Origin of the sequence: Streptomyces enissocaesilis (assembly GCF_039533765.1) — a bacterium.
Lineage (GTDB): Bacteria > Actinomycetota > Actinomycetes > Streptomycetales > Streptomycetaceae > Streptomyces > Streptomyces enissocaesilis.
Genome location: NZ_BAAAUD010000110.1, coordinates 1 through 24435 on the forward strand (window position 1 = coordinate 1; position 24435 = coordinate 24435).

Below are 24435 nucleotides of genomic sequence, written 5' to 3' on the forward strand. Positions count from 1 at the left end.
TAACCGCCCGGCCCGCAGTGGCCTGAGCAACAGGCCCGGAGCCCGACTGGAACCATGCCCCGACACACCGTCAGGCCCTACCCACCCAACAACGTGACAACGCCTACCCGTGTACTCCGGCCACTTGACACCGGGCTCGGCGACGACGAACGAGATGAGTGAGGGGATGAACAGAATGATCGGTGCGATCGCGAGCCATCTGAAGCTGGGGGACGTTGCGCGGAGGTCAGGCACGAGGAAGCCTTTCGAGGAGGACAGCACAAGGCCCCGGGGCAGGCTCGGCCCTGAGGCGGCGGGCGGGAGGAGCGCGGAAGGTCAGGGCGCCGCGAAGTCGTGGCGCGGGGCCTTGCGCAGTGAGAACCACACACGGGCCTTGAGGCGTGAGCGCTGGGTCAGCACGGTGAAAGGAGCGGGCTGGTGGCCGGCGTCCCGTACAGCCTGGATGAGGTAGTCGCGCAGTTGCCACACGTCGACTGGGTCGCAGGTGGGGTCGGCTTCGAGAGCCGAGTGCAGCCGCTGGGGCGTGAAGTGCAGGTCGGCAGCCACTTCGGCTGTGGTCAGTCCGGACAGGGCGAAGTTGGTCTGCAGTTCGTCACTGGTCTGGCGTCGTTCGGCGTCGTTCAGCGTCATCATGACCTCGCTCTTCGGGAGTATTGCGGGCATCGCTTCCTCCGGCACGGTCAGCCCGGGCTGCAGGGTGTGGGGGTCGCGTCCGGCTTCCCCAGCGGGGGCGAGGAACGCGACGAAGCCTTCGAGGTCAGCCGAGCGATACGTCCGTCGAGCGCGGGAGGACGGCGTCGAGGGCTGCGAGGGTCGCCTCGTCGAGCGTGAGCGCGCCCGCGGCGACGTTCGCCGCAAGGTGGTCGGCGTTGGCGGTGCCGGGGATGAGGTGCACGTTCGGGGCGTGGTGCAGCAGCCAGGCCAGGCCCACCTGCGAGGGGGCTGCGTCGAGGGAGCGCGCGACAGCGATGACGGCCGGCTCGTCGGTCACCTTCGGAAAGCCCGGGAACGCGCTGCCGAGGGGGAAGTACGGCACTCAGGCGATCTGCTTCTGCCAGTCCTCGGGGCCTCCTCATCAGCACTTGCGGGACAACGAGACGAAATCTCACTTCCATCCGGCGGCTTTTCCTAGAAACCCATGGTCGCCGGCCGACTGGTGAGTGCCGTTTGGCGGGGCGACGGAGGGTGGGCGTTCAGCGGAAACGCACAGCCCGAAAGGGCGTCACCGGTGAGGCGGCCTTCAGCTCCTGGGGGCGCCGTAGCGCGTGCGCGGCCTACCGGGGCAGCTTCGCTGTGCGTTCCGGGTGTGCCGCGTTGATGTACCGCATCGCCGTCTGCGAGGAGATGCCGAACAGGCGCATCAGGTGAAGCGGGTCGTCGACCTCGAACGCCTCGTCGCGGATGCGATCCTGGCGGAGAGTCGGCATCGTGAGTCCGGTGGGCCGGAAGACGGTGCTGAACGTGTTGATGCCGATGGGCGAGAGTGTGGTGTCTACCGCGGTCCATCGGTTGATCAGCAGATGCGGGTTGGTCGTCACCGGCCAGAGGCGGTGACGTTCATGGAGCCACGCGGAGGCGCAGCGGTAGGTAAGTTCGTCCAGGTAGATGATGTGCCGCTTCCCGGGGCGCCGGACGATGAGCAGTTCACGGGACAGGTCGAGGTCGGTGAGCAGCAACTGGCGGGGCGCTGTCACGTTGTTCAGTGCATGAAACCAAATGCTGAACAATCCACCGGATGTTGTGCTGGCTATCGCCAAGCCGTCGGAGGATCGATATCTCCGGATCCCGACTCCTGATTTGTCTTCGGAGTGAACCTCTTCAACGCACGCTTCTCGATCGCGTGTCGCCAGAACCCCGGTTCATGATCAGGAAGTAGCGGCGCCACGCGTGGCCTCGTGGCGCCGTGATCACGACTTCGCCCCGTCACGCAGACCAGCTTCGTCCCCCGCACAGCGGAACACAGGAGGAAACTTTGCATGACATTGCCATCAAACTGCTTGGAACGTTCGAAGTGGAGAGCCGGGGTCAGGCAGTGGTCATTCCTACCGGGAGGCAACGGACACTGCTGTCGGCGCTGGCGCTGGAAGCGGGACGTACCGTCTCGACAGAGCGGATCGCGGAGCATTTATGGGGTACGGAACCACCGCCTTCGTCGCTCACCACTATCCGTGGCTACATCCTGCGCCTGCGTCGGGCCCTCGCCCCACACGATGCGGAGAAGGCGCTGTCCGTCATCGGCTCGGGGGGGGAGGGCTATCGGCTTCAGCTTGCACCGGAATCCGTCGACGTCCACAGGTTCAGTGGCCTGGTCGCCCGGGCCGCAACCGTCGGTGATCCCGATACGGAAGCCGACCTGCTCCGTAGGGCACTCTCGCTGTGGCGGGGAGCGGCGCTGTGTGATGTTGCGGGAGACATGCTGCGCCACGAGACGGTTCCTGTCCTCGAAGAGCAGCGATTGCAGGCACTGCAGCGCAGCATTGATCTCGGCCTCTCCAGGGGGGAGCACGCGGAGGCAGCGGTGATACTGCGGCAGTTGGTCATCGAGTACCCGCTGCGGGACGGTTTCTGGGGGCAGTTGATGCTGGCGCTCTACGGTGCGGGTCACCAATCTGAGGCGATGCTTCAGTACGAGCGCTGCCGCGAGACCCTCGCCGAGTCGCTGGGTGTAGACCCCGACCCGTGGGTGCGTGAACTCCACCAGCGGATGCTGGTCAACGACCCTGCGCTCAGCACTGTACGACGGCCGGCGCCGCTGCTGTCCACTCCCGAGAAGCCGGAGGAGGGAGGGGACGAGACCGGCGTCACGTCGCGAACGCGGCTCGGCCGGTTGCCACCCCTGCTTCCCACCCAACATGCCCTGTTCGTGGGTCGTGACGAGGAACTGGCAGCGCTATCGAAGATCGCGGCGGAGGCAAGCGGAGCCGGTCGGCTGATCCTCATGGACGGGGCGGCAGGAGTGGGCAAGACAGCTCTCGCCCTCAGTTGGGCACACAGGACGAAGGCGGAGTTCCCGGCCGGGCGTTTTTACCTCGACCTACGGGGTTTCGGGCCGACGGAAGCCCTGAATCCGCCGGACGCGCTGCAGTCGTTGCTCACCGCAATCGGTGTCCCCGTAGCTCATCTGCCTGCCGATGTACCCGCGCGTCGAGCGCTTCTCGACGCCCGTCTGGAGGGCGAGCGCGTATTGGTGGTGCTGGACAACGCAATCAACGCCGAGCAGGTACGGCCGTTACTCACCCGCCAGGCGACCGTGCTCGTGACCAGTCGCAACCAGATGCGGGGGCTGGTCGTGACAGAAGGCGCACGGCGCCTGACGCTGGACCGGTTGCACCCGGTCACGGCACGGGAACTGCTCATCGGTCTCATCGGTACGGAACGCTGCCTCGCCGAGCCTGAGGCGCTGGGCGATCTTGCCAGCCTGTGCGGGGATTCGCCTCTCGTGCTGCGCACGGTCGCCGAGACCGCGACCCGGTGGAGCGGACTTCCGTTGGAAGAGCTGGCCGCTGGCATCCGCTCAGATCCCTGCTGGATATCTTCCTTCGGCACTGGTGAGGACAGGACAGATCCGGTGTCGGTGTTGAAGTGGTCCTACGACGCGCTCGCACCCGGTCCCGCCCAGCTGTACCGTCTCCTCGGCACGCACCGGGGACGCCGGGTCACAGCGGCATCGGCCGCCGGGCTCACCGGAGTCCCCGTGTGTACGGCTGCTGAACAGCTCGACGCATTGGCCCGCCTGCATCTGGTCGAGGAGCGGTTCCCCGGATGGTTCGACATCGACGAACTGCCCAGGGCCTTCGCCTGCCTGTTGTCCCGGAACGGCGACCTGCCGGGGAACCAGAGGCGTTACCGCGACACAGCGGAGTACTGCCAGTAGCCCACCAGTTCGGCGTAGACAGGGGAGGTGCGGAGCAATTCCCGATGTGTGTCGGTGTGCACCGCGCCGCCTGCCATGACAAGGACGCGTCGCGCGCGGGCGGCCGAACTCATTCGGTGCGCGATTACGACCAGGGTGCCGCCGCGTCGCGCGAAGGCGAGTTCTACCCGCTCCTCGGCGGCGGGATCGAGGTGGCAAGTCGCCTCGTCAAGGATCACAACCCTGGCCGGGGACAGATAAACCCTGGCCAGGGCCAGTAGCTGCCGCTGACCGGAGGAGAGCAGATCCGGCCGGGCCAGGTCTCCATCGTATCCGCCGCACTCCTTGATCAGCTCGGTGATGCCCAGGGCGGCGACTGCCCGGTCGAGGCGGGTGTCATCCGCCTCGGGGGCGAGGTACCGGAGGTTCTCCCGTACGGTCCCGGCGAAGACGTATGCTTCCTGTGGCACCAGCGCCAGGGAGCGGCGCAGCCACGTCCGGTCCAGCTCGGAGAGCGGGACACCGCTCAGGCGTGCCTCTCCTGTCTGCGGTTGCTCCAGACCACAGACGATGTTGGCCAGCGTCGATTTGCCCGTACCGCTAGGCCCGACGACCGCCAGGTGCTCGCCCTCGGGAATGGTGAGGTTCACCTGGTCGAGCACCGGGGAGCCTCCGTTGCCATAGCGGAAGGTGGCCGCGTGCAGCGAGAGGCCGAAGCAGCGGTCATCAGGGGCGGGTTGGGGGACATCATGGGCAAGGTCCGCTGCCGAGCCTCGGCTGTGTGCAGCGAGGCTGCCCAGGATCGTGCCGAGTTCCAGTGCCAGGTTGCCCACCGATTGCACCGCCGAGCGCAGCGCTGGTTCTAGAGACGAGACGAGGTAGGTGGCGGCGCCTACCAGCTCGCCCGGCGTGAGCGCATCCCGCGCCAGCAGCCAGGGCGCGGTCACCAGCAGCGCGACCAGCGGGAGTCGGGCGCCCAGCGCGACGGCTGCCATCCTGGCGCCGCTGACCTGGGCGACGGAAGAGACGGCGTGGGCGTGCGCGTCCACGACACCGTCCGCGCCGTTGCGAGCACGCTCGAGGGCCCCGCACGCCACCACGTCGCGCAGCCCGCCCAGGGTGCGTCCGATCTGCTCGGTCATGCGCTCCTCAGCGGCGAGTGAGGTTGCATAGCGGACCCGCCAGACGCGGGAGAGCCGCACCACCACCGCGCCGGCCGCCAGCGTGGGCACGAGCGCGAGCAGGCCGACGACCGGGGCCAGGCTCACCACGCCGACGAGGGCCGCCGCTGCCGCGAGCCCTGTGGAGGTCGCCGACATCAACAGTGCGGCCAGAATCTGCCGGACGTTCTCGACCTGGCTGGTGATTTTTGACACCCCCTCAACCCCGGGTGCTCCGCCCTCGTCCACCGCGCGACGCAGCCCGGCCGCCACTGTTGTACGTACCAGGTGGTCGCGTGCCGCCTCGGTCACGGTGGCCATCGGAACCATCGCGCACCGTTTAGCGAAGGCTCCCACCACGAGCGCTGCGCCGTAGCAGCCCAGCGTCGCGAACCCGGTGGTCGCGCTGTCCGCCAGGAAACCGTGATCCAGGGCGAACGCCATGAGCCTGCCGGAGAGCAGCACCGGGAGTACGCCCAGCAGTGACCAGGCAGTGAGGGCGTACATCTCGCGGCGGTGGCGCTCCGCGACAGGGCTCAGCATCCGCCACCCGTCGCGGCTCATGCCCGCTCTCCCGCCGGTGCGCCGGTCAGCTCCCCGGAGAGGTGTGGCCTACGGTTTTCGTCTGCGCACTGGAAGACCGCGCGGTAGGCCGGGTCCTGGAGCAGCGCGGTGTGCGGCGCCAGCGCGCGGAGTGTGCCGTGCTCCAGCCAGGCGACCAGGTCGGCCCGGGCAGCCGTGGCCGCTCTGCGAGCGACGACAAGCCGGGTCGTGTCGGCCATGGTCCGTTCGAGTGCAGCGCTGATCTGTGCTTCGGTCGCGGTGTCCAAGTTGGAGAGCGCGTCGTCGAATACCACGAGGCGGGCGTCGCGGCAGGCCGCTCTGACCAGGCCTAGGCGTTGCAACTCTCCTCCAGACAGCCGCAGTTGCTGTATCGGCGTGTCGAGCCCTGCAGGCAGCCGCGCTGTGAACTCCTCGGCACCCGCAGCCCGCAGCCCTGCCTTGAGCTGCCTCGTGGTGGGTGGCCTGTCGGTGTAGGTGAGCGCGTCGCCAAGAGTCTCGCCGAGCAGCACCGGCCGGTCGAAGGCGTAGGCGATCGCGCCGCGCAGCTCCTGCGGGCGCAGCTCGTCCAGCGGCACCCCGTCCAGCAGCACGGACCCGGCGTCGGCGGACAGCAGTCCCCCGGCGACCTCGGCGAGAGCGGACTTGCCCGACCCCGGGGAGCCCGCGATCGCCACCTGGGCGCCAGGGGGCACGATGAGGTCAATTCCGCGGAGCACGATCCGGCCATCCCGGCTGAGCCTTACCCCCCGCAGTACCAACCGCCCTGGCCCGGGGGGAAGCGCGCGACGGCCCCCTGCGGCGGCCTCGACACAGAGAACGGTGCCCACGCGCTCTGCGGAGGCGCGTGCACCAGCCAGGCGGGCGACGCTGGCGGTCTGCTTCAGCAGCCCCATCGCGAGGGAGAGGTATCCGACGGCGGCGAGCATCTCACCGTGCGTGATCCGCCCCTCCAGGACTCCGTGCCCCGCCAGCGCCAGCACCCCGATGTGCATGGATGGCATGATCAGCCCCATTCGCCAGGCCGCACTGCGCTGAGCGGCCCACAAGCCCTTTCCCGCTGCGGCGAGTCGAGGCAACGGCTCCAGGATGCGGGCCACCTCACGGTCGGCCATCGCGGATGCACGGATCGTCCGCACCCCGCTCAGCGCGCCGACGAATCGCGACGCAATGTCGCTCTGTACCCGTTGGTACTCACCAGTCACCCTGCCTACTCGCTGGACAAACCAGCGCAACAGCCACCAGGTGAGCGGCGCACCCGCGAGGAACAGCAAGCCCAGTGTGACGTCGATGAGGAAGAGCGCCACCAGCCCGCCTACCGAGGAGAGGGCCGAGGTGACGGCACTGGCCAGGGCGGGGGTCACGGTTGCGGCACCGGCCGTCGACTCCAGGACTCGGCTGAGCACGTCTCCGGTGTCGAACCTGGCACGGGCAGTGACGCCCAGATCCCACAGGTGGTGGAGCAGTCTGCGGCGCAGCGCCCGCGTACCGCGCACTTCCGCGCTTGTCTCCAGGGTCTCGCGAGCCGCCTCATTCACCGTGGAAACCGCCAGGAGCACGCAGACCAGGAGGACTTCGGGCCAGGCGGCACGCCCCGCGACGGTCGCGTCGACGGCCACCGCGAGCACGGCGGGGAGCGCCAGACGGGTGAGCGTTTCCACGACGGCGGCCAGTAGCAGTCCGGCGCCGCAGCCTCCGGACGCGCGCACGGTCTGCGCGAGGAGCCGATCGTTGAACCGCACTGCCGCACCTCCCTCAATGATGGTGCGGCGGACGCCGAGCGTCCGCCGCACCGCTGCTCACGGTCCCGGATGTGATGCCCGGGATCCGGGCCGGGTCAGTCCCAGGTGTCGAAGAAGAAGACGATCTCGTCCGCGTTGCGGACGCCGATCTGGCCGGTTTCCTCGGCGAACGTACCCAGCTCGATGATCGCCGGGGCCTCGTACGCCACCTTCTCGATGTGCTCCATGGTGTTCTCCTCTCCTTACTGTCTGCAGTGGTGCATCTCTGGTGTGACCGGATCTCCGGTCACCCTTGGCCGAGACCGGCCAAGCTTTGTGTCGCGGCCGCCGGGGCTATGGGTCCCGGACCGGCTCAACCGCGAAGAACTTCCGGTAGCAGTTGCTGTCGACCGGCTCGTCGACCATCTCACCCGCCACCTCGATCCAGGCGTGTGCGAGGAACGGAGGCGCCGCCACCACCCCCACACACCAGGTGGGCCAGGTGCCGCGGGTCCGGCACAGCAGCGCCACTGCGATCGAGCGCGGTAGGCAGGCCGATGGCCCGCAGCACCGTGGACTGACGCTGAGTACCTCATCTCTGGCCTGCCGCGCCTCCGCGTAATCGGCGGGGCACGTGCGGGCGCTGAGCGCCGTCATCACGCTTCTGATGTGCTGGGGTGAGCGCGTTGACAGCAGCCTTGCCAGCCCTACCGCACAGCGCACCTTCAGCCGCACCGCGAGCCTGGGCCGCAGCGGCCGACTCGGGAGAACGGGCAGGCTCATGACGCGACCACTCCGAGCGACCGCAGCCGCTCCACGAGCGCGAGGGTGTCCCTGCGAGCCGTCGCCTCGTCCACCTCGAAACGGCGGGCGAGTGCCGCCACCGCCGAGTTGATATCGCCACCACTTTTCAACTCGTTCAGGACGACTGACGCACTTGGCGTTAACTGCCAATACTTGCCGCTACGTTCGTCGAGCAGCACCGTTCCGTACTCGGTGTCGACCGCGGACACCTGCTCGGGTATGCGTAGCTTCATGATCCGCTCCCTGCCGTCTCACGGCCAGGTGCCGCAAGCCGTTCGCGCGCCTGGTTCCGCAGGAAGAGCGCGCAGTTGACGGTAGTACCGAAATGGCTGTCAGGAACCCGCCCCGGCTGCGGTCTGTTGTACTGCCGCAGCCGGCTGGCGTCAGCGATCCCCAGCTCGATGAGGGGCGATTCGACGCACAGATCGAGCAGCTCGGAGTGGTGTGCGGCGAAGCCGCGTACACCCTGTGTGCTCCCCCCAGTCTTGGTTGTCCTGCTGAGGAAGTCCTCGGGCAACAGGCCACGCATCGCCTCCTTCATCAAGGGCTTGAACTCCAGAGGGGCGACCCGCTCTTCACGCCGGACCGCCAGACACGCCGCCACCACCCGGTCGTCGAGCAGCGGCGCCTCGAACGGCAGGCCTGCCTCCGCGCCCAGTTGCCCGGTTCCGCGGACCTCTCGCGCACCGGCCCGGATCATCGCCAGCTCAGCGTGCCCGGCACGGTCCGGGCCGAGCGGTTCCACCGCAGTGCTGAGCGATACGACCCTGTCGCGTACCGCCCGCAGCGCCTCCTCGGTCAGCCACAGCGGCCAGGCGTACCGCAGGTCCCAGCCGAATCCGATGCTGTGGCTCTCCATCCGTTCCCGCCGCGCCGTGTCTACGGTGGCGCGTAGCCAGTCGGCGTAGCCGCGCCGGTCCAGCAGACCGAGGGCCGTAGTCGCGATCGAGTCACCATTGAGCATGCGGTTGGTACGAGCCCGTCTCCAGGCAAGCAGCGGGCGGCGGCGGAAGAAGGTGTGCTCCCAGTTGGGCAGCCCGCACAGCAGATGGTCACCGCCCAGGCCATTCAGATACATCCGTACCGAATACCGCAGCGCGTCCTGGATGAACGCCTTCATACGGGGAGCGGCGAGACAGGCAGCCGTCGGCTCGTCCCAGCGGGTCTCCAGCTCGGGCGCGCCCTCGAAGAAACCCGGCAACTCGTCGAGCGAGAGCGTTCGGTGCCGCACTGACGGCATGGCCACCAGCGCCCGCCTTGCCCAGCGCAGGTCATCCATCCCGCCCGGGTCGCCGTTGTACGCGGTGGCCGCCACGATCTCAGCAGGACCTTGCGCGGCGAACCATGTCACCGGCGTGGAGTCCATACCGCCGGAGATGTCGCAGTGGACCACGCCGCCCGCCCGTGTGCGCACCGCGACCGCGTCCGCCAACGCGGCGCGCAGCAGCTGAGCGCCCGCACGACGCGAGAGGTGCGGCTCGGGACGCCGCCACCAGCGCCGCACGGCTGTGCCACGGCCGTCCTCCTCGATACGCAGATACGACTCCGGCGGTACGGGCTCGACGCCCCGCCACAACGGCTGCTCGCCAAGTGGATGCGGCAGAGCCCGCAGCAGGCGGATTGCGAGCGCGGTCTCGTCGTAGCCGAATCCTCCCAGTTCGGCGAGGACGTCGGCGCGGTCAGATGCCACCGTGACACCGCCAATGACGGCGTAGAACACACGGCGGACGCCCGCGGCACTGCCCTGTACGCGAAGCCGTCCACCAGCGTAGGCCACCAGGTGGAACCCGCCCACGAGTGAATGAGACAGCTCGTCGAATGCCTCGACGCCAACCGCTCGTCCCACGGCCTCGCGTAGCTCGGCCGACGTAGCCGAGGAGTAGCCGAGCACCGCGAGCCGGTCGGCACCTGCCTCGCCGGTCACCATCTGCTCGTCGGGGAGCGTGGCAATCAACCACGGCCTCCCGGACGCGTGCGATACCGTGCGTGCCCCCTCGATGGGGAGGCGCTTCGCGAGCGCCGCGGCATCATCGGTGTCCGGCAGCACCACGAAGTACCACCGCAAGGTGCTGGACTCCATGCCGTCTCCTCACTCTCCACTGGGCACCGCACCGCTGGGTCCGAGGCTCGCTGCCGATCGGCTCTCCGGTGCGGTGGCGTGGCACCAGCGTCGCAGCGCCCTGTGGTGGTGACATGGTTTTCCCGTTGTCATTCCGTTGTCCGTCCGTTGCGCGCTCGTAGCTTTCGAAACGGCATCGAGGAGGGTCGTGATGACACCGTCTGGTGCCCGCATGAAGCTTCCCCTTGATCGTGGACACCTGGAGACTGGGATCTCAGAGGGCGCCATGGCCCTGGACCACAAGGACCACACCAGGGGCCGGGACCGGCTCGAGGTCCGTCACCTGAAGACAGCCACGTTCCTGCACCTCGACTATCCCGGCGCCCGTCAAGCCCTGGACGGCTGGTGCACCTTCGACACCACCCCCGGCCGAGGGTGGGCTGGGGCTCTCCCTGGCGGTGGAACCGGCGCAACGTACTGGTCGAGGAGCATCACTAGTACTGCAACCGCGTTTGGCGTGACGAGTTGTCGTGGTGGTCGTTGTTCCTGTCATGGGTGGGGACCTCGAAGCTGGTGATGTGTGGCGGTGGGTGGCGGGGCTGGAGGAGGTGCACGAGCGGTTCGTGCATCGGTTTCAGCGTTCCGAACCCCGGGAGTCGGCGCTGGCCTATCTGCGTGGGCTGGTGTCGTCGCTGGAGCGAAAGAACGCGTGGACGGTCGCCGAGCATGCGAGGCATGGCCGGCCGGACCGCCTGCAGCGGCTGCTCAACACGTGCGACTGGGAGGCGGACGAAGTCCGTGACGATGTGCGGGAGTTCGTGGTCGAACGCCTCGGTGACCGGCAGGCGGTGCTGGTCGTGGACGACACCGGGTTTCTGAAGAAGGGGGTGCGCTCGGCCGGGGTTCAGCGCCAGTACACCGGTACTGCGGGCCGGGTCGAGAACAGCCAGGTCGGCACGTTCCTGGCCTATGCCACCGATGCCGGTCACACGCTGATCGACCGGGAGCTGTACCTGCCCGCCTCCTGGACCGATGACCGGGAACGCTGCCGGGCCGCAGCCATTCCCGACGAGGTCGCCTTCGCCACGAAGACCGAACACGCCAAAGCCATGATCGAGCGGACGCTCAGAGCCGGGGTGCCGTTCGCATGGCTGACCGCCGACGAGGCATACGGGCAGGTCAAAGGCTTGCGTTACTGGCTGGAACAGCGCGGGGTGTTCCATGTGCTGGCGACCCGCCGCACCGACACCGTCGTCACCACCATGCGCATGGACCATCCCGTGGACGAGCTGATCGCCGGCCTGCCCCGACAGGCCTGGAAGCGCCGATCGTGCGGACGGGGCGCCCACGGTGAGCGCGTCTACGACTGGGCCCGGGCGCCGATCCGTCCCTGGCGCGAGGAGGGCGTCGAGCACTGGGTCCTGGCCCGCCGCAGCATCACCGATCCCAGCGAGATCGCCTACTACGTCTGCTTTTCACCCCAAGGCACCACCCTGAATACCCTCCTGGCCGTGGCCGGCCGCCGCTGGACAATCGAGGAATGCTTCCAGAGCGCGAAGAACGAATGCGGCCTCGACCACTACCAGGTCCGCAAATACCACGCCTGGTACCGGCACATCACCCTCGCCATGGCAGCCCACGCCTACCTCACAACCGTGCGTGCACAGGAGCTTAAAAAGGGGGATCAAGAGCCGGTGAACAGCACCTTGTCCCGCTGAGCCTGCCCGAGATCCGCCGCCTGACCGCCCACCTCACAGCACGGCTCCTCCCACCGATCACCCAGGTCCTGCACTGGTCCAGATGGCGACGACAGGCACAGCACCGAGCACGCATCAGCCACTACAAACGACGAGGCCACAGCCCGCAAACTGAACCACCGCCGCATCAAACACGGTTGCAGTACTAGCGGGTACGCGCTACTGGCCGCCCCGACTCGGACGCCGCCCTTGCCTAGACCGGCCTGTCGCCGGATGCTCCCGAGCTGAAGCCGGCGGCGGTGGCGGCGCTGTACCGGCAGCTGCGCAAGTCGCTGGAGGACGGCAAGAACGAACCGGACGCCGCCGACTTCTGCTACGGCGAATGCGAGATGCGCCGCCACGACTCCGCGAATGGAGATCAGCGCAGCCGGGCCGCGACGCTGTCGCCGGAGCGGGTGGAGCAGCTGTCCGCCATCGGCATGCGCTGGGCGTAATGGGCGCCATCGTCACCGCGGTAGTCGCGCTCGCGGCCGGCGATCTGCTCGGACGGCGCGGCGGCTGCGCGCGGGACGGGTCCCGTCGGCGCTGTGGATGCTGGGTGGAGCCACTTTCGACACATGGAAGGGCCCCATGAGACTCAAGCGAGTATCCGTTGCCGCGGCTGTCGCGGCGCTGCCCGTCGGCGCGTTGGTGACCGGTGCTTCTCCCGTCGGCGCCACCACGGGAGGCGACCAGGCCGTGACGGCCTGCTACGAAAAGGCGTTCCGCTTCTCGAAGCCCTTTGGCGGCCACACGTATCCCTCCGGCGAGGAAGTACTGCGGCGACATCAACATCAAGCCGGAAATTGGCGGTGTGATGGTCCAGGCCTGCTTCCACAACGCCGGCGGCTACTGCAGTACGTACAAGTGGGCCCCCGCGGGCACGTGGACCGCGATCGCGACCAACGTCAAGGACTACTCCGACTACTACCTCGTGTTCGATTCCAAAGCCTCGGCTTCCGGCTACATCGCCGACTGAACGATCGGCGGGCCGCTGGACGCCACTGCGGAAGAAGGAGGTGCACGCTCCGTCGCCACGCAGCCCGGTCCCTGACCGCCGGGGTACGGGCGGCCGCCCCGGCGAACCGGGCGTCCTCGAGGGCCGTTGCGACGGCGCCGACGTCGATGTCCTTTCCTGGTCGGTGGAGCCGATGGGGGCCGTGAAGCCGGGGCGGACGAGGGGTGGCAGCCGGATGCGGACCGTGACTACTCCGGGGTGTCACGCTGATCGACGAGGTGGCCCAGATCGGGCCAGACCCCGGGCCTCCGGGCCGGATCGTCAGCATGACACCCCAGCCGGATCGGGGGTGCGTGATACCGGTCGGCGTGACAGTCACCCTCGGTGATCACGGATGCGGTGTTACGACCGGGCGCGGGTGAGGAACGCGGCGAGCGCTCCGACGGCTTCGGGCTCGGTTGAGGTTGGCTCATTACTTAATCGATCTAGGGCGCTACCGTTGATAACGTCGCTGTCCGTTGGAAGACGCTGATGGTTCCAAACACACATGAGGCCAATGAGTATCCCCCGGTTGTGAAGGGGTATTTGTTGGCATCGGAAGGGAGAATTAGGTGTCACATCTGGCGCCGGTGGACCCGAGGATTTTGGCAGAAGCCGTAGCCGGGTGCGTCGTTATCGTCTCCGATGAAAGTGCTGCTGCCACGGCGCCAATCTTCTGGCACTGGGCCCGGCGGGTGGTGACTCCGGTTCTGGAAGAACTCTCGATGCTGCCGGACAGTGAGGCGCGGGAGGCGAGCGAATCACTGCGTCAGGATTGGTGGAGCGGTGAGGCGTATAACCGTCTTGTGCGGCGTCTGCTCTACCTTGCCGAGTGTGCCCAGAACGATGTCAAGGTCCTGTTCGATCGGGCGTGGGAGGCGGTCGGCAACTCGCGGGTCGGCTACCACCTCGGTCCTTTCTACTCCGGGCAGCCGGACGAGATTGCGGTCGGTGCCTTGCTGACAAAGGCGAGGATTGGGACACACAAGAAAATCTCACACGACGAGGACTGGGCCGGCGGAGCTGCGGCGTTGATCGTTGTGCCCTTCCGGGACACCACGCCGACAAAGAACCGTCTGCGCAACGTTGTCGCTTGTCTGCGCGCGCTGAGGGACCAGTCAGCGGCTTCCACCGACTACCGAGTGGTGGTGGTGGAGAGCGACGAATTTCCGCGCTTCCATGAGCCGTTGCGCACGCTTGCCGATCACTATGTGTTCGCTCCGAAGGCTGGCTCGTTCAATAAGTCTTGGGCAGTTAACGCAGGCGTGCGTAATGTCGCCGGTGAATTCGATCTTGTCTGCATTTTGGACGGTGACGCGCTACCGGACCGCGACTTCATTCGGCGCAACTTGCAGCGGTTCTTGGTGCCTGGGACCCAGGCCGTGCTGCCGTACCGGGATGCGTTGTTCCTGGACGAGCCTGCGACCGGAACGGCCCTGCGTCAGAGGTTGCTGAATGGAGCTGCCGACGCCGACCGTGATCACCTGCGAGGATTTTTCGTCCGGCGTAACCCTGGCCTATGCTTCTGGATACGCACTCATACGTTCCGGGCCATTGGCGGGATGGATGAGCGCTTCGAAGGGTGGGGCGGCGAGGACACCGACTTCGCTTTGCGTGTCGCCGCCAACGCGGCCCTTGACCGATACGGCGACTCGATCCTGCACCTCTATCACCCGCCTTCGTCGACCCCGGCGGACGGCACGGTGCCGAACAGCCATATCGTGAAGATGTCCTGGCCGAAAGATTCGGACTTCGGCCGCCTGGACCGCTTTTCTGGTAGCCTGCCTGCCGCGGGGACCGTCTCGTGAAGCGGCCTTTAGGAGTCGAGTCGCTCACAGTCTCCATCCAGGGCATAGGTGCCTTCTCGGCGGCTGGAACCTTCGGCAACGCCGTCTTTGCGGCCCTCTCCACCGTCGCGTTGCCGCTTCTCCTCGTGGCCAAGGGTGCGGAGAAGGTGTTCATCGCGGAGTTCTTCGTGGTTAGTGCACTCGGCGGGGCGGTGTTGAACCTCACCGTCGGACGATGGCTCATCAGACGCTCATTCCTGCGCTCCGGTGTCGCGCTTTCCGCCGTCGCTGCAGCAGCTGGCATGGGAGCCGTCGTTGCTCTACCACTGGCCCAGCCCTTGGTGCTTGCGGGCGTTGCAGTGCTGGCGAACAGTCTCAACTACGCCCTCCTACTGGCCGCTTCGGAAGCGCACGACAATCGCCGCGTGGCGGCTCTGCGTGCGCTCTTCGTCTTCGGCTATCTCGTGGGACTTGGGATGTTCGCAGCCATCAGTCTCTTTGGCGGGGCACGTGCGGCCGGCATCGGCGCACTAGCCCTCTCTCTGGGGAACTGTGCGCTGTCGGCACTCCCCGGTGTCACCGTGCGGGCGAATGACTCGGCTGGTCGGGGGCATGCCGCGCAGGCTCGCAGTGTCGCGGGCAGGGCGAGATGGCCAAGTGCGCAAGGCGTTCGTCTGGCTCTGGCCGCTTCGTTCGCCGCCGTGCTGCTGTTGCGTGGCGCGGACAGCCTTCGGCAGGTGTATCTGCCCTTATACGCGACCGCCGTTGGCATGTCCGCGCCGCTCATTGCCAGCCTGTTCGCGGTAACCGCGGTGTGTGAGATGGCGGTACTCATTCCGCTGGGCAGGATGGGTGACCGCATCGGATCCCGTCGCTCGCTTCTTATCGTGGCCGGAGTCGGAACCATGTCGTTTTTGCTGGTGTGGATTTTTTCCGGGTACCTTTCCCTGGCGATTTCTCAGGCGCTCTACGCGATCTTTGCGGCCGGCTTCCAAAGCATCGGCGTCGTGCTCGTGGGCGAGGTCGTGCGATCGGGCCTCACCGGAGGCGCGGCGACCTACATGGCGTTGACACAGGTGGGCTCAACGGTTGGCATCCTCTCGCCACTTGCCATCCCCGGCTACAGCTCTGCGGTTTTCTGCCTTGCCGCAGTTTTCTGCCTTGCCGCTGCTCTGTGCCTCTTGCTGCCACATGGACCCGCATTTGCCGCACCGAAGGCGGCTTCTCCCCGTACCGCAGCGTGAAATTGGAGAGATTCCGCATGCCCACAGTGCTTGTCACAGGAAGTACCGCTGGTCTCGGACGGAACTTAGCTTCTCGGCTGGCCCGGGAAGGATGGACCGTTCTGGCGCACGGGCGAGATTTATCGCGCTTGTTCGACTTGAAAAAATCTCTGCCTCTTGGGGCGGTAGAGACTTACCAGGCCGAACTTTCCTCACCTTCCGATGTGAGACGTCTTTCAGAAATTGTCAGGCATAGGCATGAAGAATTGGATGTCCTGGTGAATAATGCCGCTGTCGGGTATGGCCCACCTGGGGGGCGCAGGGAATTCGCTGAAGGTCGTCATGAGTTGCGATTTGCCGTCAATTTCCTCGCACCGATGGCGCTCTCTGAACTTCTGATACCTCTGTTGGAAAAGGCGCCCCAGGGGAGGGTTGTGAATGTAGGGTCGACAAATCAGGGATACTTCGACATGACCGACACCCGGCTCGATCATGGTTATAGCGGTGCTACCGCATACCGTAGATCCAAGACTGCTCTGGCTGCCGGCACCTTCCTTCTGGCAGAGCGGCTCCGAAATTCCCGGGTCACGGTGAACTGTGTGCACCCTGCGACACGCATGGACACAGCGATGGTTCGCGACAGCGGAGTTGTTCCGACATCCAGTGTCGAGAGCGGTGCCGAAGCGGTCCTGCGCGCGGTCAAGCATCCGAAGCTGGCGAACGTCACAGGTGAATTCTTCGACGGTGAGCAGTCCGTACGCGCGCACGAGCAGTGCTACGACCCCAACTTCAGGGCCTGGTTGGCTGACGCGGTAGCTCGATATCAGGAGTAAAGCCAGAAACTCTACGCAACTGTTCTCCACGGACAACAATCAAAGGATCAAGAATGTCTATTTCAGGCGCCAATACCTTGTTGGTGACTCCCTTCAAGGCTGATGGGGAACTCGACCTCAAGTCGCTCGGGGACCTGACTGAGTTCGTCATTTCGGGCGGAGTGCACGGCGTCATGGCGCTGGGCAGCTCGGGGGAGTTCTTCACCCTCTCGTGGTCCGAGCGTGTCGAGGTCATGAAGCACATAGCAGACGTTGTGGGCGGGCGTGTCCCGCTCACTCTGGGCGTCGGTGCTGACAGCACTGCTGCGTGCGTCGAACTGATCCAGGCCGCAGAGAGCTGCGGTGCCGACTGCGCTCTGGTACTGCCGCCTCTCTACTTCGATCAGTCGCCTCATGCCCAAGCGCTGCACTTCACTACCGTCGCGAGGGCCGCCGACATTCCGGTGATGATCTACGACGGAGCAGGAGGCGTGGCCGTACCTCCCTCTGTCATCGCCGCAGTCCGCGCTGAGGCGCCGAACGTCCAGTACGTCAAGCAGGCAACGCCTGAGCCCCATCGCACCCGCGAGATCCTCGACCTGGCACCGGGCGTACTTCCTCTGGCGGGGGATGACACCTTGCTGCTGACGTCGCTCCGCAATGGCGCGGTGGGCAGCTCCACCGCGATCGGGAACGTGCTACCCCAGACCATCAGCCGTCTGCACGAGGAGTTCGACGCGGGCAACGTCTCCGAGGCCACTGAGTTGTACACGAAGCTGATGCCGGCAGTGCTGGCTACGTCTGCACCCAAGGTCGAGTTCATCGCTCGTCTCAAGGTGCTCCTCAACGCGATGGGTGTCATCACGAATGCGCACGTCCGGTCCCCCTTGCGCCCGCTCGACGACGCGACACGCGGTGAACTGCTCGAGGTTGCCTCCCACTTGAAGCTGCTCTGAACTTCCCAGATCAGTGCAACCCTACCCAGCGAACGGTCTCCAGCAGACCGTGTGGCTGCGGAACTTCCTACCCTCACACACATCGCACAAGGAGTGAGTCATGCGTGAGATCACCATCGGGAACCACCGAGTGGCCGATGACACGGATACCTACGTCATTGCAGAGATCGGGCACAACCATGAAGGCAGCCTGGACAAGGCCGTCGCCCTTTTCCGCCAGGCGGCCGCAGCGGGCGCTCAAGCCGTGAAGCTGCAGAAGCGCGACAACCAGAACCTGTTCGTGCGGTCCATGTTCGATCAGCCCTACGAGGGCCGGAACAGCTACGGACCCACCTATGGACGGCATCGCGAGGCTCTGGAGTTCGGGCACGACGAGTTCTCGGTCCTCGTCGACGTCGCTGAAGATTTAGGGATCGATTTCTTCTCCACGGCGTTCGACATCGCCAGTGTCGACTTCCTGATGAAGTACGATCTGCCGGCCATCAAGATCGCGTCTGCGGACCTCACGAACACACCGCTGCTGGAGCATGCGGCGACGACGCAGAAGCCTCTGATCGTCAGCACAGGTGGAGCGGACATGGACGATGTCCGTAGGGCCGTCGACACGGTGTTGTCCATCAGCTCGCAGCTGGTCCTCCTGCAGTGCACCGCGGTCTACCCGGCGGCCCCGAGCGATCTGAACCTGGCGGTGATCGAGACCTATCGGCAGGAGTTCCCCAACACGGTCGTGGGCTTCTCCGGCCATGACTTGGGCCCCGAAGCGAGCTGGATAGCTCACGCGCTTGGCGCCAGGGTGGTCGAGAAGCACTTCACGCTGGACCAGTACCGCCCTGGCAGCGACCACCACTACTCGCTCGACCCCGTCGGTCTGCAGCAACTCACTCGGGGACTCTCGCGAACCCGTGAGGCCATCGGAGTGCCGGAAAAGGTGTGTGCCGAGAACGAGGCCGCAGCGATCCGGAAGATGGGGAAGAAGCTGGTGGCCGCACGACGCCTGCCTGCGGGCACCGCGCTCACCGCGGCGGATGTCGCCGTCAAGTCCCCTGGGGACGGCTTGAAGCCGTATCAGCTGCAACAGGTGGTCGGGCGGACCCTGACCGTGGACCTTGAGGAGGACGCGGACATCCGTCTCGACGTCCTGCAGCCATGACCCACGTGTTGCTACATGGCAGGAGCCTTCTCCTGCTTGACTTCGATGGCCTGATCTGCGACACCGAACGGGCTGCCTACCGCTCGTGGGAATTGACTTACGCAGAACACGGTCACACCTTTTCCCCCAGGTTGTGGCGTCAGATGGCCGGCCTGTCGACGGGGGAAGAGGTGGCTGCGGCTGACCTTGGCCGTCGTCTCGGCCGGAGTCTCACACAGGACGATTTCCTGGCCCGCCGTGCTCGCAAGAGCGCTCTGTGCGACGAGGAGCCGCTGCGCCCTGGGGTGGCGGATCTCTTGATCGAGGCACGGGCCATGAGCCTGAAGGTCGCAGTTGTCTCAAGCTCACCCCGCTCGTGGGTCCACCACCACTTGGTGCGGCTTCATGTGTTTGATTCCTTCGATCTGTTGATGACCGGAGGGAACGGCATACGGCCCAAGCCGACCCCGGACCTCTACCTGAGGGCGCTCAGGGTCCTCGACCGCACAGCTGACGACGCTCTCGCCGTGGAGGACTCGGCCGTCGGAGTTCAAGCCGCCCGAGCTGCGGGGCTCGACTGCGTGGGTGTCCCGAACGCGGTGGGGGCACGGCAGAGTTGGGGGAATCCTCCATGGTGTTGGAAACGCTGGAGCAGCTGCTGGACGCCTCTGCGGGCGTGGGCTGACACCCTGGCGCCCGAGCCGAACTGGAACATGCAACCGCAACCGTGAGGTGCCGTGTACAACCAGACATCCGCCGTGCGCAAAGCCGTCGTCCCGGTAGCCGGGCTCGGTACTCGCTTCCTGCCCGCGACTAAGGCCACACCCAAGGAGATGCTGCCAGTCATCGACAAGCCAGCCATTCAGTACGTCATCGAGGAAGTCGCCGCGGCCGGGATTCGCGACGTCCTTCTGATCACCGGTCGCAACAAGCGCGCGGTTGAGGATCACTTCGATCGGTCCTACGAGTTGGAGAGCGCTCTTGCAGCCCAGGGTAAGCAGTCGGCGCTTGATCTCGTCCGCGCATCCTCGGAGCTCGCGGAAATCCACTATGTCCGGCAGGGTGCGCCGCGCGGTCTGGGGCACGCCGTTCTGTGCGCTCAGCGACACGTAGGAGACGAACCATTCGCGGTTCTCCTGGGTGACGACCTGATTGATCAGCGAGATCCGCTACTCGAGCACATGATCAAGGTCAGGGAGGAGTTCGGAGGAAGTGTCCTCGGTCTGATGCAGGTGGATCCCGCAGCTATCCACCTGTACGGGGCTGTCCGTGCACATCCTGTGGAGGTTGGGAGAGTCCCGGACATCGTCCGGGTGACGGACCTGGTGGAAAAGCCTTCCGCTGGCAGTGCGCCGAGCAACCTCGCCGTTATCGGGCGCTATGTGCTCTCCCCGGAGATCTTTGACGTGCTTCGGCGGACTGAGCCGGGCAGGAACGACGAGATCCAGCTCACGGATGCGCTTCGAGAGATCGCGACCCAACCGGACCGGTACGGCCCGCTTCACGGCGTGATCTTTGACGGGCGCCGTTACGACACGGGCAATCATGCCGACTATCTTCGCTCCATCGTTCAGCTCGCTTGCGAGCACGACGAGGTTGCGGCGGACTTCCGGCCTTGGCTCAGGGATTTCGTCGCTGGCCTCGACAAGTCGGAGAAGGGTGCGGGCTAACAAAGCCTGCCGATCATCAAGGTGTTGCTTTCGGGTGTGGAGCTCGTCTGATGTCGTATGCGCATCTCGGGCGAGGCTTGTAACCACCTTGCTGTGAAGTTCGCGGTGTTGTTCCCGCATCTGGACGAGCGGCAGCTGCGGTTGCTGACGGCTGTAGAGGCCCAGGTGTGGGGCATGGCGGCATCCGGGCCGTGGCCCGGGCGGCCGGGGTGAGCGAGACAACGGTCCGCAGGGGTTTGTCCGAGCTGGAGGCGGGTGAATCCCTGGTGGGGCAGGTGCGGCGGCCGGGCGCCGGGCGCAAACGCGTCGCGGACCTCGATCCCGGACTGCGGGCTGCTCTGTTGGGTCTGGTCGAGCCGGACGAGCGCGGGGACCCGATGTCGCCGTTGCGGTGGACGACGAAGTCGCCCCGTACGCTGGCGGCCGAGCTGACCCGCCAGGGGCACCGGATCGGTGCATCCGTACGTGCCCGTACGGGACAACGGATCGGGCGCGCCCTCACCGTCCCTCTCCAGCCGGAGCACCAGCGCGCGGGCGACGGACCCGGCTGGCTCGGCCGCCGGGTAGGTGGTCACCCGCGGCCCGACGAGGCCGTCACCGCACTCCCTCTCGTTCGAGTCGACGATCTCCGGGATCTCCCCGGCCTCGAGCTCGTCCCCCTGATGAAGTATCAGCACTCGCTCCGCGCCCATAGGGGCGTGGCACCACACCGGTCCCGGGCGGGGACCGTCGCCCATCGAGAAGGGAAAGAGGCACCGGCCTGCGCAGGGGTTCGCGTACTCTTCGGGCCGGGCCGCGGCATCAAGCAGCGCGTCGTCCGCGAGCAGCCGCAGCGCGGTCTCGCGGTCGCCCACCTCCAGCGGACCGACACGGCCGCCGCCGGCCGGCGACGGGCCGGACCGGCGCCCGCACGCAAGCGGGTATGGAGGCTCTGCGGAGACCATGAGTAACCCCTCCCTCACGCAGTAGATTCGTCCCGCGCGCGGGCAGGACAGGTCGCGCGTTTCCCGGACCTGAAGCGAGGGGGAGGAAGATGGTGCGTCCCGGAGACGAACTGGCCGGCCGTTACGTCACGAAAGAAGTCATCGGCGTGGGACGGAACGGCGAGGTGTGGCTCGCCCACGACACTGTGGTGGGGCAGGACGTGGCGCTGAAGCCCGAGCGGGTCGAGGGCGACCACGAGACCGCGCTGCGACTGCTCGGCGAGGCGCGCGCCCTGGCCAAGTTCCGCGGCCATCCCCACGTGGTGACGCTGTTCGACGTGGTGACCCAGGCACCGGAGGAGGACGCTGCCAGGACGTACTGGTTCGTCATGGAGTTCGTGCCCGGCGGCGGCCTGGACGGGAAGCCGTCCATGCCGCCCCGGCAGGCGGCCCGCGTCGGCGCCCAACTCGCCGAGGCGCTGGCCGCGCTGCACGAGGCGGGCGTCGTCCACTGCGACGTCAAACCCGCCAACGTCGGCCTCACCCGGCACGGCACGGCCAAGCTGCTGGACTTCGGCGCCGCGTACCGGGTCGGCGGCGCCGAGACCATCACGGCCAACGGCCCGTACAGCTTCACTCCCGACTACGCCGCCCCCGAACTGGCCCGCGGCAACGTCCCCCTGCCCGCCTCGGACGTGTTCTGCCTGGCCGCCACGCTCCATGCACTGGTCACCGGCTCGCCACCGCGCGCAGACGCGACGGAACCGGCCGGCGGCCCCGGTGCCGGCCGGGCCGTCGGCGAGGACGGCGCCCGCCTGGCGTACTGGAAGGCGGAACAGGGGGTCGTGGAGATCGACGCCGAGGCCGTGGGCCCCCTGTACCCCGTGCTCTCGGCCATGCTGCGGCACGACCCACGGGAACGCCCCGAGGCGGCCGAGGCGCGGCAGCTCCTGACGGCTGTCGCCGAACCGGGACGGCACGGCGGACGGAGGCGGCGGGGCCGTCGGCGGTTGTTACCGGCCACGGCGCTCGCCCTGTGCACCGCGCTGGCCCTCACTCTGTTCGCCCCCCTCGACGACGGAGACAACCGGGGCGACGACGGCGGTACGGGAAACGCCGGCCCCGGCTCGGCCCAGCGGCAGCTCCCCGGCAAGTCCGTGCGCGGCGCGGCGCGGTCCCTGATAGGCGACCCGCACACCGCCGACGTGTGCGCCCTGGCCGTTCCCGCAGCCTTCGACCGCTTCGGCGACAGCCGCGTGGACGTGGACTACGGCAACTTCGACCGCTGCGACGTGCTCATCCACACCGACGGCGAGAACCGCATCGACGTGTCGTTCCAACTGCGCGGCGGCTCACCGCCTGAGACGTCGGAACCCGTCCGAACCATCGGGAACATCGCGGTCCGGGAGGAGCCGTCCACCCGGAACGAGTGCGGGCTGTTGCTGTCCCACGGAGAACGGGGCGAGGCGGGCAACGTCATCCGGATCCGCGTCGAGGTCGGCGAGGGCGCGGTGACCGGCGGCACGGCCACGCTGTGCGCGGTCGCCGACGCCGCCGCCCGCAGCGCCGCCGAAGTGCTCAACCGGGGCCCGCTGCCCCGCCGTTCGCCGGCCTACCCGGCCGACTCCCTGGCCTGGGCGGACGCCTGCGCGCTGCTCGACGCCAGGGCCCTGTCCGCCGTGCCGGGCGTCAGCGCCGACGCGCCCGAGGCGGGCGTCGCGAACTGGAGCTGCACGTGGTTCAGCGACGTCGACGACCTGGAGGCGGAGATCGCCTTCTTCCGCGACCAGCCCAAGTCCGCCCGCGACGGCGACCCCGTGCGGCTCGGCGGCCACGACGCCGTCGTCGTTCCGGAGGGCAACGACGACGGAACCTGCACGGTCTTCGTCGTCCACCGCGAATACAGCGGCCACGACGCCGAGACGGCCGCCGAGATGCTGCGCCTGCACGTCGGCGGCCGGCCGCCCGTCGCCGACCTCTGCGACATGGTCACCGACCTCGCCGCCTCCGCGGCCGCGAAACTGCCCGCCCTCTGAAATCGGCGCCCGGCACATTCGGGAGGGGTCCCGAGCAGGTCGGCGCACGCTGGTGGGCACGTCCGGAGGAGCCGGTCACCCCGAGGTCCCACCGTGCCGATCCGCAGACGCCCCACGCCCTGCGCACCGAGGAGACCAGCGATGCCCTTCTCCACCAGCCTCGCACGCGGTGTCGCGCCCACCGCGCCCGGAACCCTGCACGCGCGCACGGTCACCGGCGACCTGTGCGTCCCGCCCAGCCCGGGACGCACCGTCCGCTTCGGACGGGGCGAGCACCCAGACGTCGACCTGGAGGTCGGTGTGGACGATCTCCGGGTGAGCCGCCGGCACGGAGAGCTGACGTTCCGCCGGGGCCACTGGTGGCTGCGCAACACCGGGCGTCAGCTCGTGCGGCTGCCGCGCGGCCGGATGATGCACACCACCACCGAGCCCGTGCCGCTCACCACCGGATACACCCCCCTGTTCGTCAAGGGCTCCGGCTACCGCGAGCACCTGGTCGAGCTGTACGTCGCCGACCACGACGACCAGGGCCCCGTCTCCCGCCGCCGGGCCGACACCCTGCGGCCGCAGACCTGGGCCCTCGACGACGACGAGAGGCTGCTCCTGGTCGTGCTCGGCCAGCGGTACCTGCTCTACGAGGAGGATCCGCGGCCCCTGACGTACTCCATGGCCGCCCGGCAGCTCGCCCATCTGCGCCCGGACGGCAACTGGAACGAGCGCAGGATCGAGTACCGGATCGAGGCGGTACGCCGCCGGCTGCACGACACCGGCTTCCGGTACGCGCTGATGCACGACAGGTCCGAGGAACGCCCCTCCGACAACAGCCTGCTGCACAACCTACTCAAGGGCCTGGTCGAGTCGACGACCCTCGTCCCGCCGGACCTGAACCTGATGGACGACGCCCCCGGCGGCCCGGACGGCACGCCCGCAGGACAGCCGTAGCGCCGGACCGCCGGTCGAACACGGGCTCGTGCACCTCTCCCGTCGGCGGCACCGTCTGTGATGACC

20 protein-coding genes and 3 pseudogenes are annotated in these 24435 nt (G+C 67.4%); 14 read left to right on the forward strand and 9 right to left on the reverse strand.

What is annotated here, in order from left to right:
- Nucleotides 1–315 precede the first annotated feature (315 nt).
- From ABD374_RS33160 to ABD374_RS33170, 3 genes and pseudogenes are all read right to left on the reverse strand, one after another.
- Nucleotides 316–663, reverse strand: a complete 348-nt coding sequence (locus ABD374_RS33160) for a DUF2316 family protein (RefSeq protein WP_344500629.1) — start codon at nt 661–663, stop codon at nt 316–318.
- A 94-nt stretch (nt 664–757) separates the two neighbouring features.
- Nucleotides 758–1036: pseudogene (locus ABD374_RS33165) on the reverse strand (aldo/keto reductase); the annotation flags it as partial.
- 238 nt (nt 1037–1274) lie between these two features.
- The gene (locus tag ABD374_RS33170) at nt 1275–1694 is read right to left on the reverse strand and encodes a hypothetical protein (protein WP_344500631.1); all 420 of its coding nucleotides are present in this window, start codon (nt 1692–1694) and stop codon (nt 1275–1277) included.
- 278 nt (nt 1695–1972) lie between these two features.
- On the opposite strand from ABD374_RS33170, the gene ABD374_RS33175 reads away from it, so the two are divergent.
- Nucleotides 1973–3874, forward strand: coding sequence for an AfsR/SARP family transcriptional regulator (locus tag ABD374_RS33175; protein ID WP_344500633.1), 1902 nt, complete (start codon nt 1973–1975; stop codon nt 3872–3874).
- Here the strand turns inward: ABD374_RS33175 and ABD374_RS33180 are convergent.
- The 6 genes from ABD374_RS33180 to ABD374_RS33205 form a co-directional block, all read right to left on the reverse strand.
- Nucleotides 3844–5577, reverse strand: coding sequence for an ABC transporter ATP-binding protein (locus ABD374_RS33180; protein ID WP_344500635.1), 1734 nt, complete (start codon nt 5575–5577; stop codon nt 3844–3846). The two genes, ABD374_RS33175 and ABD374_RS33180, sit on opposite strands and share 31 nt — an antisense overlap.
- Nucleotides 5574–7316 (reverse strand): ABC transporter ATP-binding protein, encoded by a 1743-nt coding sequence (locus tag ABD374_RS33185; protein ID WP_344500637.1) that lies wholly within the window; start codon nt 7314–7316, stop codon nt 5574–5576. The genes ABD374_RS33180 and ABD374_RS33185 overlap by 4 nt, the downstream gene beginning before the upstream one ends.
- Nucleotides 7317–7411: 95 nt before the next feature.
- On the reverse strand, nt 7412–7543 hold the full coding sequence (locus ABD374_RS33190) for a lasso RiPP family leader peptide-containing protein (protein WP_344500639.1): 132 nt from the start codon (nt 7541–7543) through the stop codon (nt 7412–7414).
- A gap of 106 nt (nt 7544–7649) precedes the next feature.
- On the reverse strand, nt 7650–8078 hold the full coding sequence (locus tag ABD374_RS33195; RefSeq protein ID WP_344500641.1) for a lasso peptide biosynthesis B2 protein: 429 nt from the start codon (nt 8076–8078) through the stop codon (nt 7650–7652).
- Entirely contained in the window at nt 8075–8332 is a 258-nt protein-coding gene (locus ABD374_RS33200) for a lasso peptide biosynthesis PqqD family chaperone (RefSeq protein ID WP_344500643.1), read from the reverse strand. The genes ABD374_RS33195 and ABD374_RS33200 overlap by 4 nt, the downstream gene beginning before the upstream one ends.
- Nucleotides 8329–10149 carry an asparagine synthase-related protein gene (locus ABD374_RS33205; RefSeq protein WP_344500645.1) on the reverse strand — a complete coding sequence of 607 codons (1821 nt, stop codon included), beginning with the start codon at nt 10147–10149 and terminating at the stop codon, nt 8329–8331. The genes ABD374_RS33200 and ABD374_RS33205 overlap by 4 nt, the downstream gene beginning before the upstream one ends.
- A gap of 560 nt (nt 10150–10709) precedes the next feature.
- On the opposite strand from ABD374_RS33205, the gene ABD374_RS33210 reads away from it, so the two are divergent.
- The 13 genes and pseudogenes from ABD374_RS33210 (at nt 10710) to ABD374_RS33265 (ending at nt 24369) form a co-directional block, all read left to right on the forward strand.
- Entirely contained in the window at nt 10710–11876 is a 1167-nt protein-coding gene (locus ABD374_RS33210; protein ID WP_344500673.1) for an IS701 family transposase, read from the forward strand.
- A gap of 269 nt (nt 11877–12145) precedes the next feature.
- Nucleotides 12146–12349, forward strand: a pseudogene (locus tag ABD374_RS33215) (hypothetical protein); the annotation flags it as partial.
- 287 nt (nt 12350–12636) lie between these two features.
- Nucleotides 12637–12873, forward strand: coding sequence for a hypothetical protein (locus ABD374_RS33220; protein WP_344500647.1), 237 nt, complete (start codon nt 12637–12639; stop codon nt 12871–12873).
- A gap of 590 nt (nt 12874–13463) precedes the next feature.
- The gene (locus tag ABD374_RS33225) at nt 13464–14699 is read left to right on the forward strand and encodes a glycosyltransferase family 2 protein (RefSeq protein WP_344500649.1); all 1236 of its coding nucleotides are present in this window, start codon (nt 13464–13466) and stop codon (nt 14697–14699) included.
- On the forward strand, nt 14696–15922 hold the full coding sequence (locus ABD374_RS33230; RefSeq protein ID WP_344500651.1) for an MFS transporter: 1227 nt from the start codon (nt 14696–14698) through the stop codon (nt 15920–15922). The genes ABD374_RS33225 and ABD374_RS33230 overlap by 4 nt, the downstream gene beginning before the upstream one ends.
- Before the next feature lie 17 nt (nt 15923–15939).
- Nucleotides 15940–16734, forward strand: a complete 795-nt coding sequence (locus tag ABD374_RS33235) for an SDR family NAD(P)-dependent oxidoreductase (protein ID WP_344500653.1) — start codon at nt 15940–15942, stop codon at nt 16732–16734.
- A 53-nt stretch (nt 16735–16787) separates the two neighbouring features.
- Nucleotides 16788–17669 carry a dihydrodipicolinate synthase family protein gene (locus ABD374_RS33240; RefSeq protein WP_344500655.1) on the forward strand — a complete coding sequence of 294 codons (882 nt, stop codon included), beginning with the start codon at nt 16788–16790 and terminating at the stop codon, nt 17667–17669.
- Nucleotides 17670–17769: 100 nt separating this feature from the next.
- Nucleotides 17770–18819, forward strand: a complete 1050-nt coding sequence (locus ABD374_RS33245) for an N-acetylneuraminate synthase family protein (RefSeq protein WP_344500657.1) — start codon at nt 17770–17772, stop codon at nt 18817–18819.
- Nucleotides 18816–19529 (forward strand): HAD family hydrolase, encoded by a 714-nt coding sequence (locus ABD374_RS34835; RefSeq protein WP_425577414.1) that lies wholly within the window; start codon nt 18816–18818, stop codon nt 19527–19529. The genes ABD374_RS33245 and ABD374_RS34835 overlap by 4 nt, the downstream gene beginning before the upstream one ends.
- A gap of 6 nt (nt 19530–19535) precedes the next feature.
- On the forward strand, nt 19536–20468 hold the full coding sequence (gene galU, locus ABD374_RS33250; protein ID WP_344500659.1) for a UTP--glucose-1-phosphate uridylyltransferase GalU: 933 nt from the start codon (nt 19536–19538) through the stop codon (nt 20466–20468).
- 57 nt (nt 20469–20525) lie between these two features.
- Nucleotides 20526–20926 (forward strand): annotated as a pseudogene (locus tag ABD374_RS33255) (ISAzo13-like element transposase-related protein); the annotation flags it as partial.
- 575 nt (nt 20927–21501) lie between these two features.
- Nucleotides 21502–23427: a serine/threonine-protein kinase gene (locus ABD374_RS33260; protein ID WP_344500661.1), complete on the forward strand. Its 1926-nt coding sequence runs from the start codon at nt 21502–21504 to the stop codon at nt 23425–23427.
- Between the two features lie 141 nt (nt 23428–23568).
- The gene (locus ABD374_RS33265) at nt 23569–24369 is read left to right on the forward strand and encodes an FHA domain-containing protein (protein ID WP_344500663.1); all 801 of its coding nucleotides are present in this window, start codon (nt 23569–23571) and stop codon (nt 24367–24369) included.
- The last annotated feature ends 66 nt before the right edge of the window (nt 24370–24435 follow it).

What these genes read in the sequence shown, in the direction of transcription:
- ABD374_RS34835 (WP_425577414.1), top strand. Translation starts at nt 18,816, where the DNA reads ATGACCCACGTGTTGCTACATGGCAGGAGCCTTCTCCTGCTTGACTTC.
- ABD374_RS33160 (WP_344500629.1), bottom strand. Translation starts at nt 663, where the DNA reads ATGCCCGCAATACTCCCGAAGAGCGAGGTCATGATGACGCTGAACGAC.
- ABD374_RS33235 (WP_344500653.1), top strand. Translation starts at nt 15,940, where the DNA reads ATGCCCACAGTGCTTGTCACAGGAAGTACCGCTGGTCTCGGACGGAAC.
- ABD374_RS33260 (WP_344500661.1), top strand. Translation starts at nt 21,502, where the DNA reads ATGGTGCGTCCCGGAGACGAACTGGCCGGCCGTTACGTCACGAAAGAA.
- ABD374_RS33245 (WP_344500657.1), top strand. Translation starts at nt 17,770, where the DNA reads ATGCGTGAGATCACCATCGGGAACCACCGAGTGGCCGATGACACGGAT.
- ABD374_RS33240 (WP_344500655.1), top strand. Translation starts at nt 16,788, where the DNA reads ATGTCTATTTCAGGCGCCAATACCTTGTTGGTGACTCCCTTCAAGGCT.
- ABD374_RS33200 (WP_344500643.1), bottom strand. Translation starts at nt 8,332, where the DNA reads ATGAAGCTACGCATACCCGAGCAGGTGTCCGCGGTCGACACCGAGTAC.
- ABD374_RS33265 (WP_344500663.1), top strand. Translation starts at nt 23,569, where the DNA reads ATGCCCTTCTCCACCAGCCTCGCACGCGGTGTCGCGCCCACCGCGCCC.
- ABD374_RS33180 (WP_344500635.1), bottom strand. Translation starts at nt 5,577, where the DNA reads ATGAGCCGCGACGGGTGGCGGATGCTGAGCCCTGTCGCGGAGCGCCAC.
- ABD374_RS33190 (WP_344500639.1), bottom strand. Translation starts at nt 7,543, where the DNA reads ATGGAGCACATCGAGAAGGTGGCGTACGAGGCCCCGGCGATCATCGAG.
- ABD374_RS33210 (WP_344500673.1), top strand. Translation starts at nt 10,710, where the DNA reads ATGGGTGGGGACCTCGAAGCTGGTGATGTGTGGCGGTGGGTGGCGGGG.
- ABD374_RS33195 (WP_344500641.1), bottom strand. Translation starts at nt 8,078, where the DNA reads ATGAGCCTGCCCGTTCTCCCGAGTCGGCCGCTGCGGCCCAGGCTCGCG.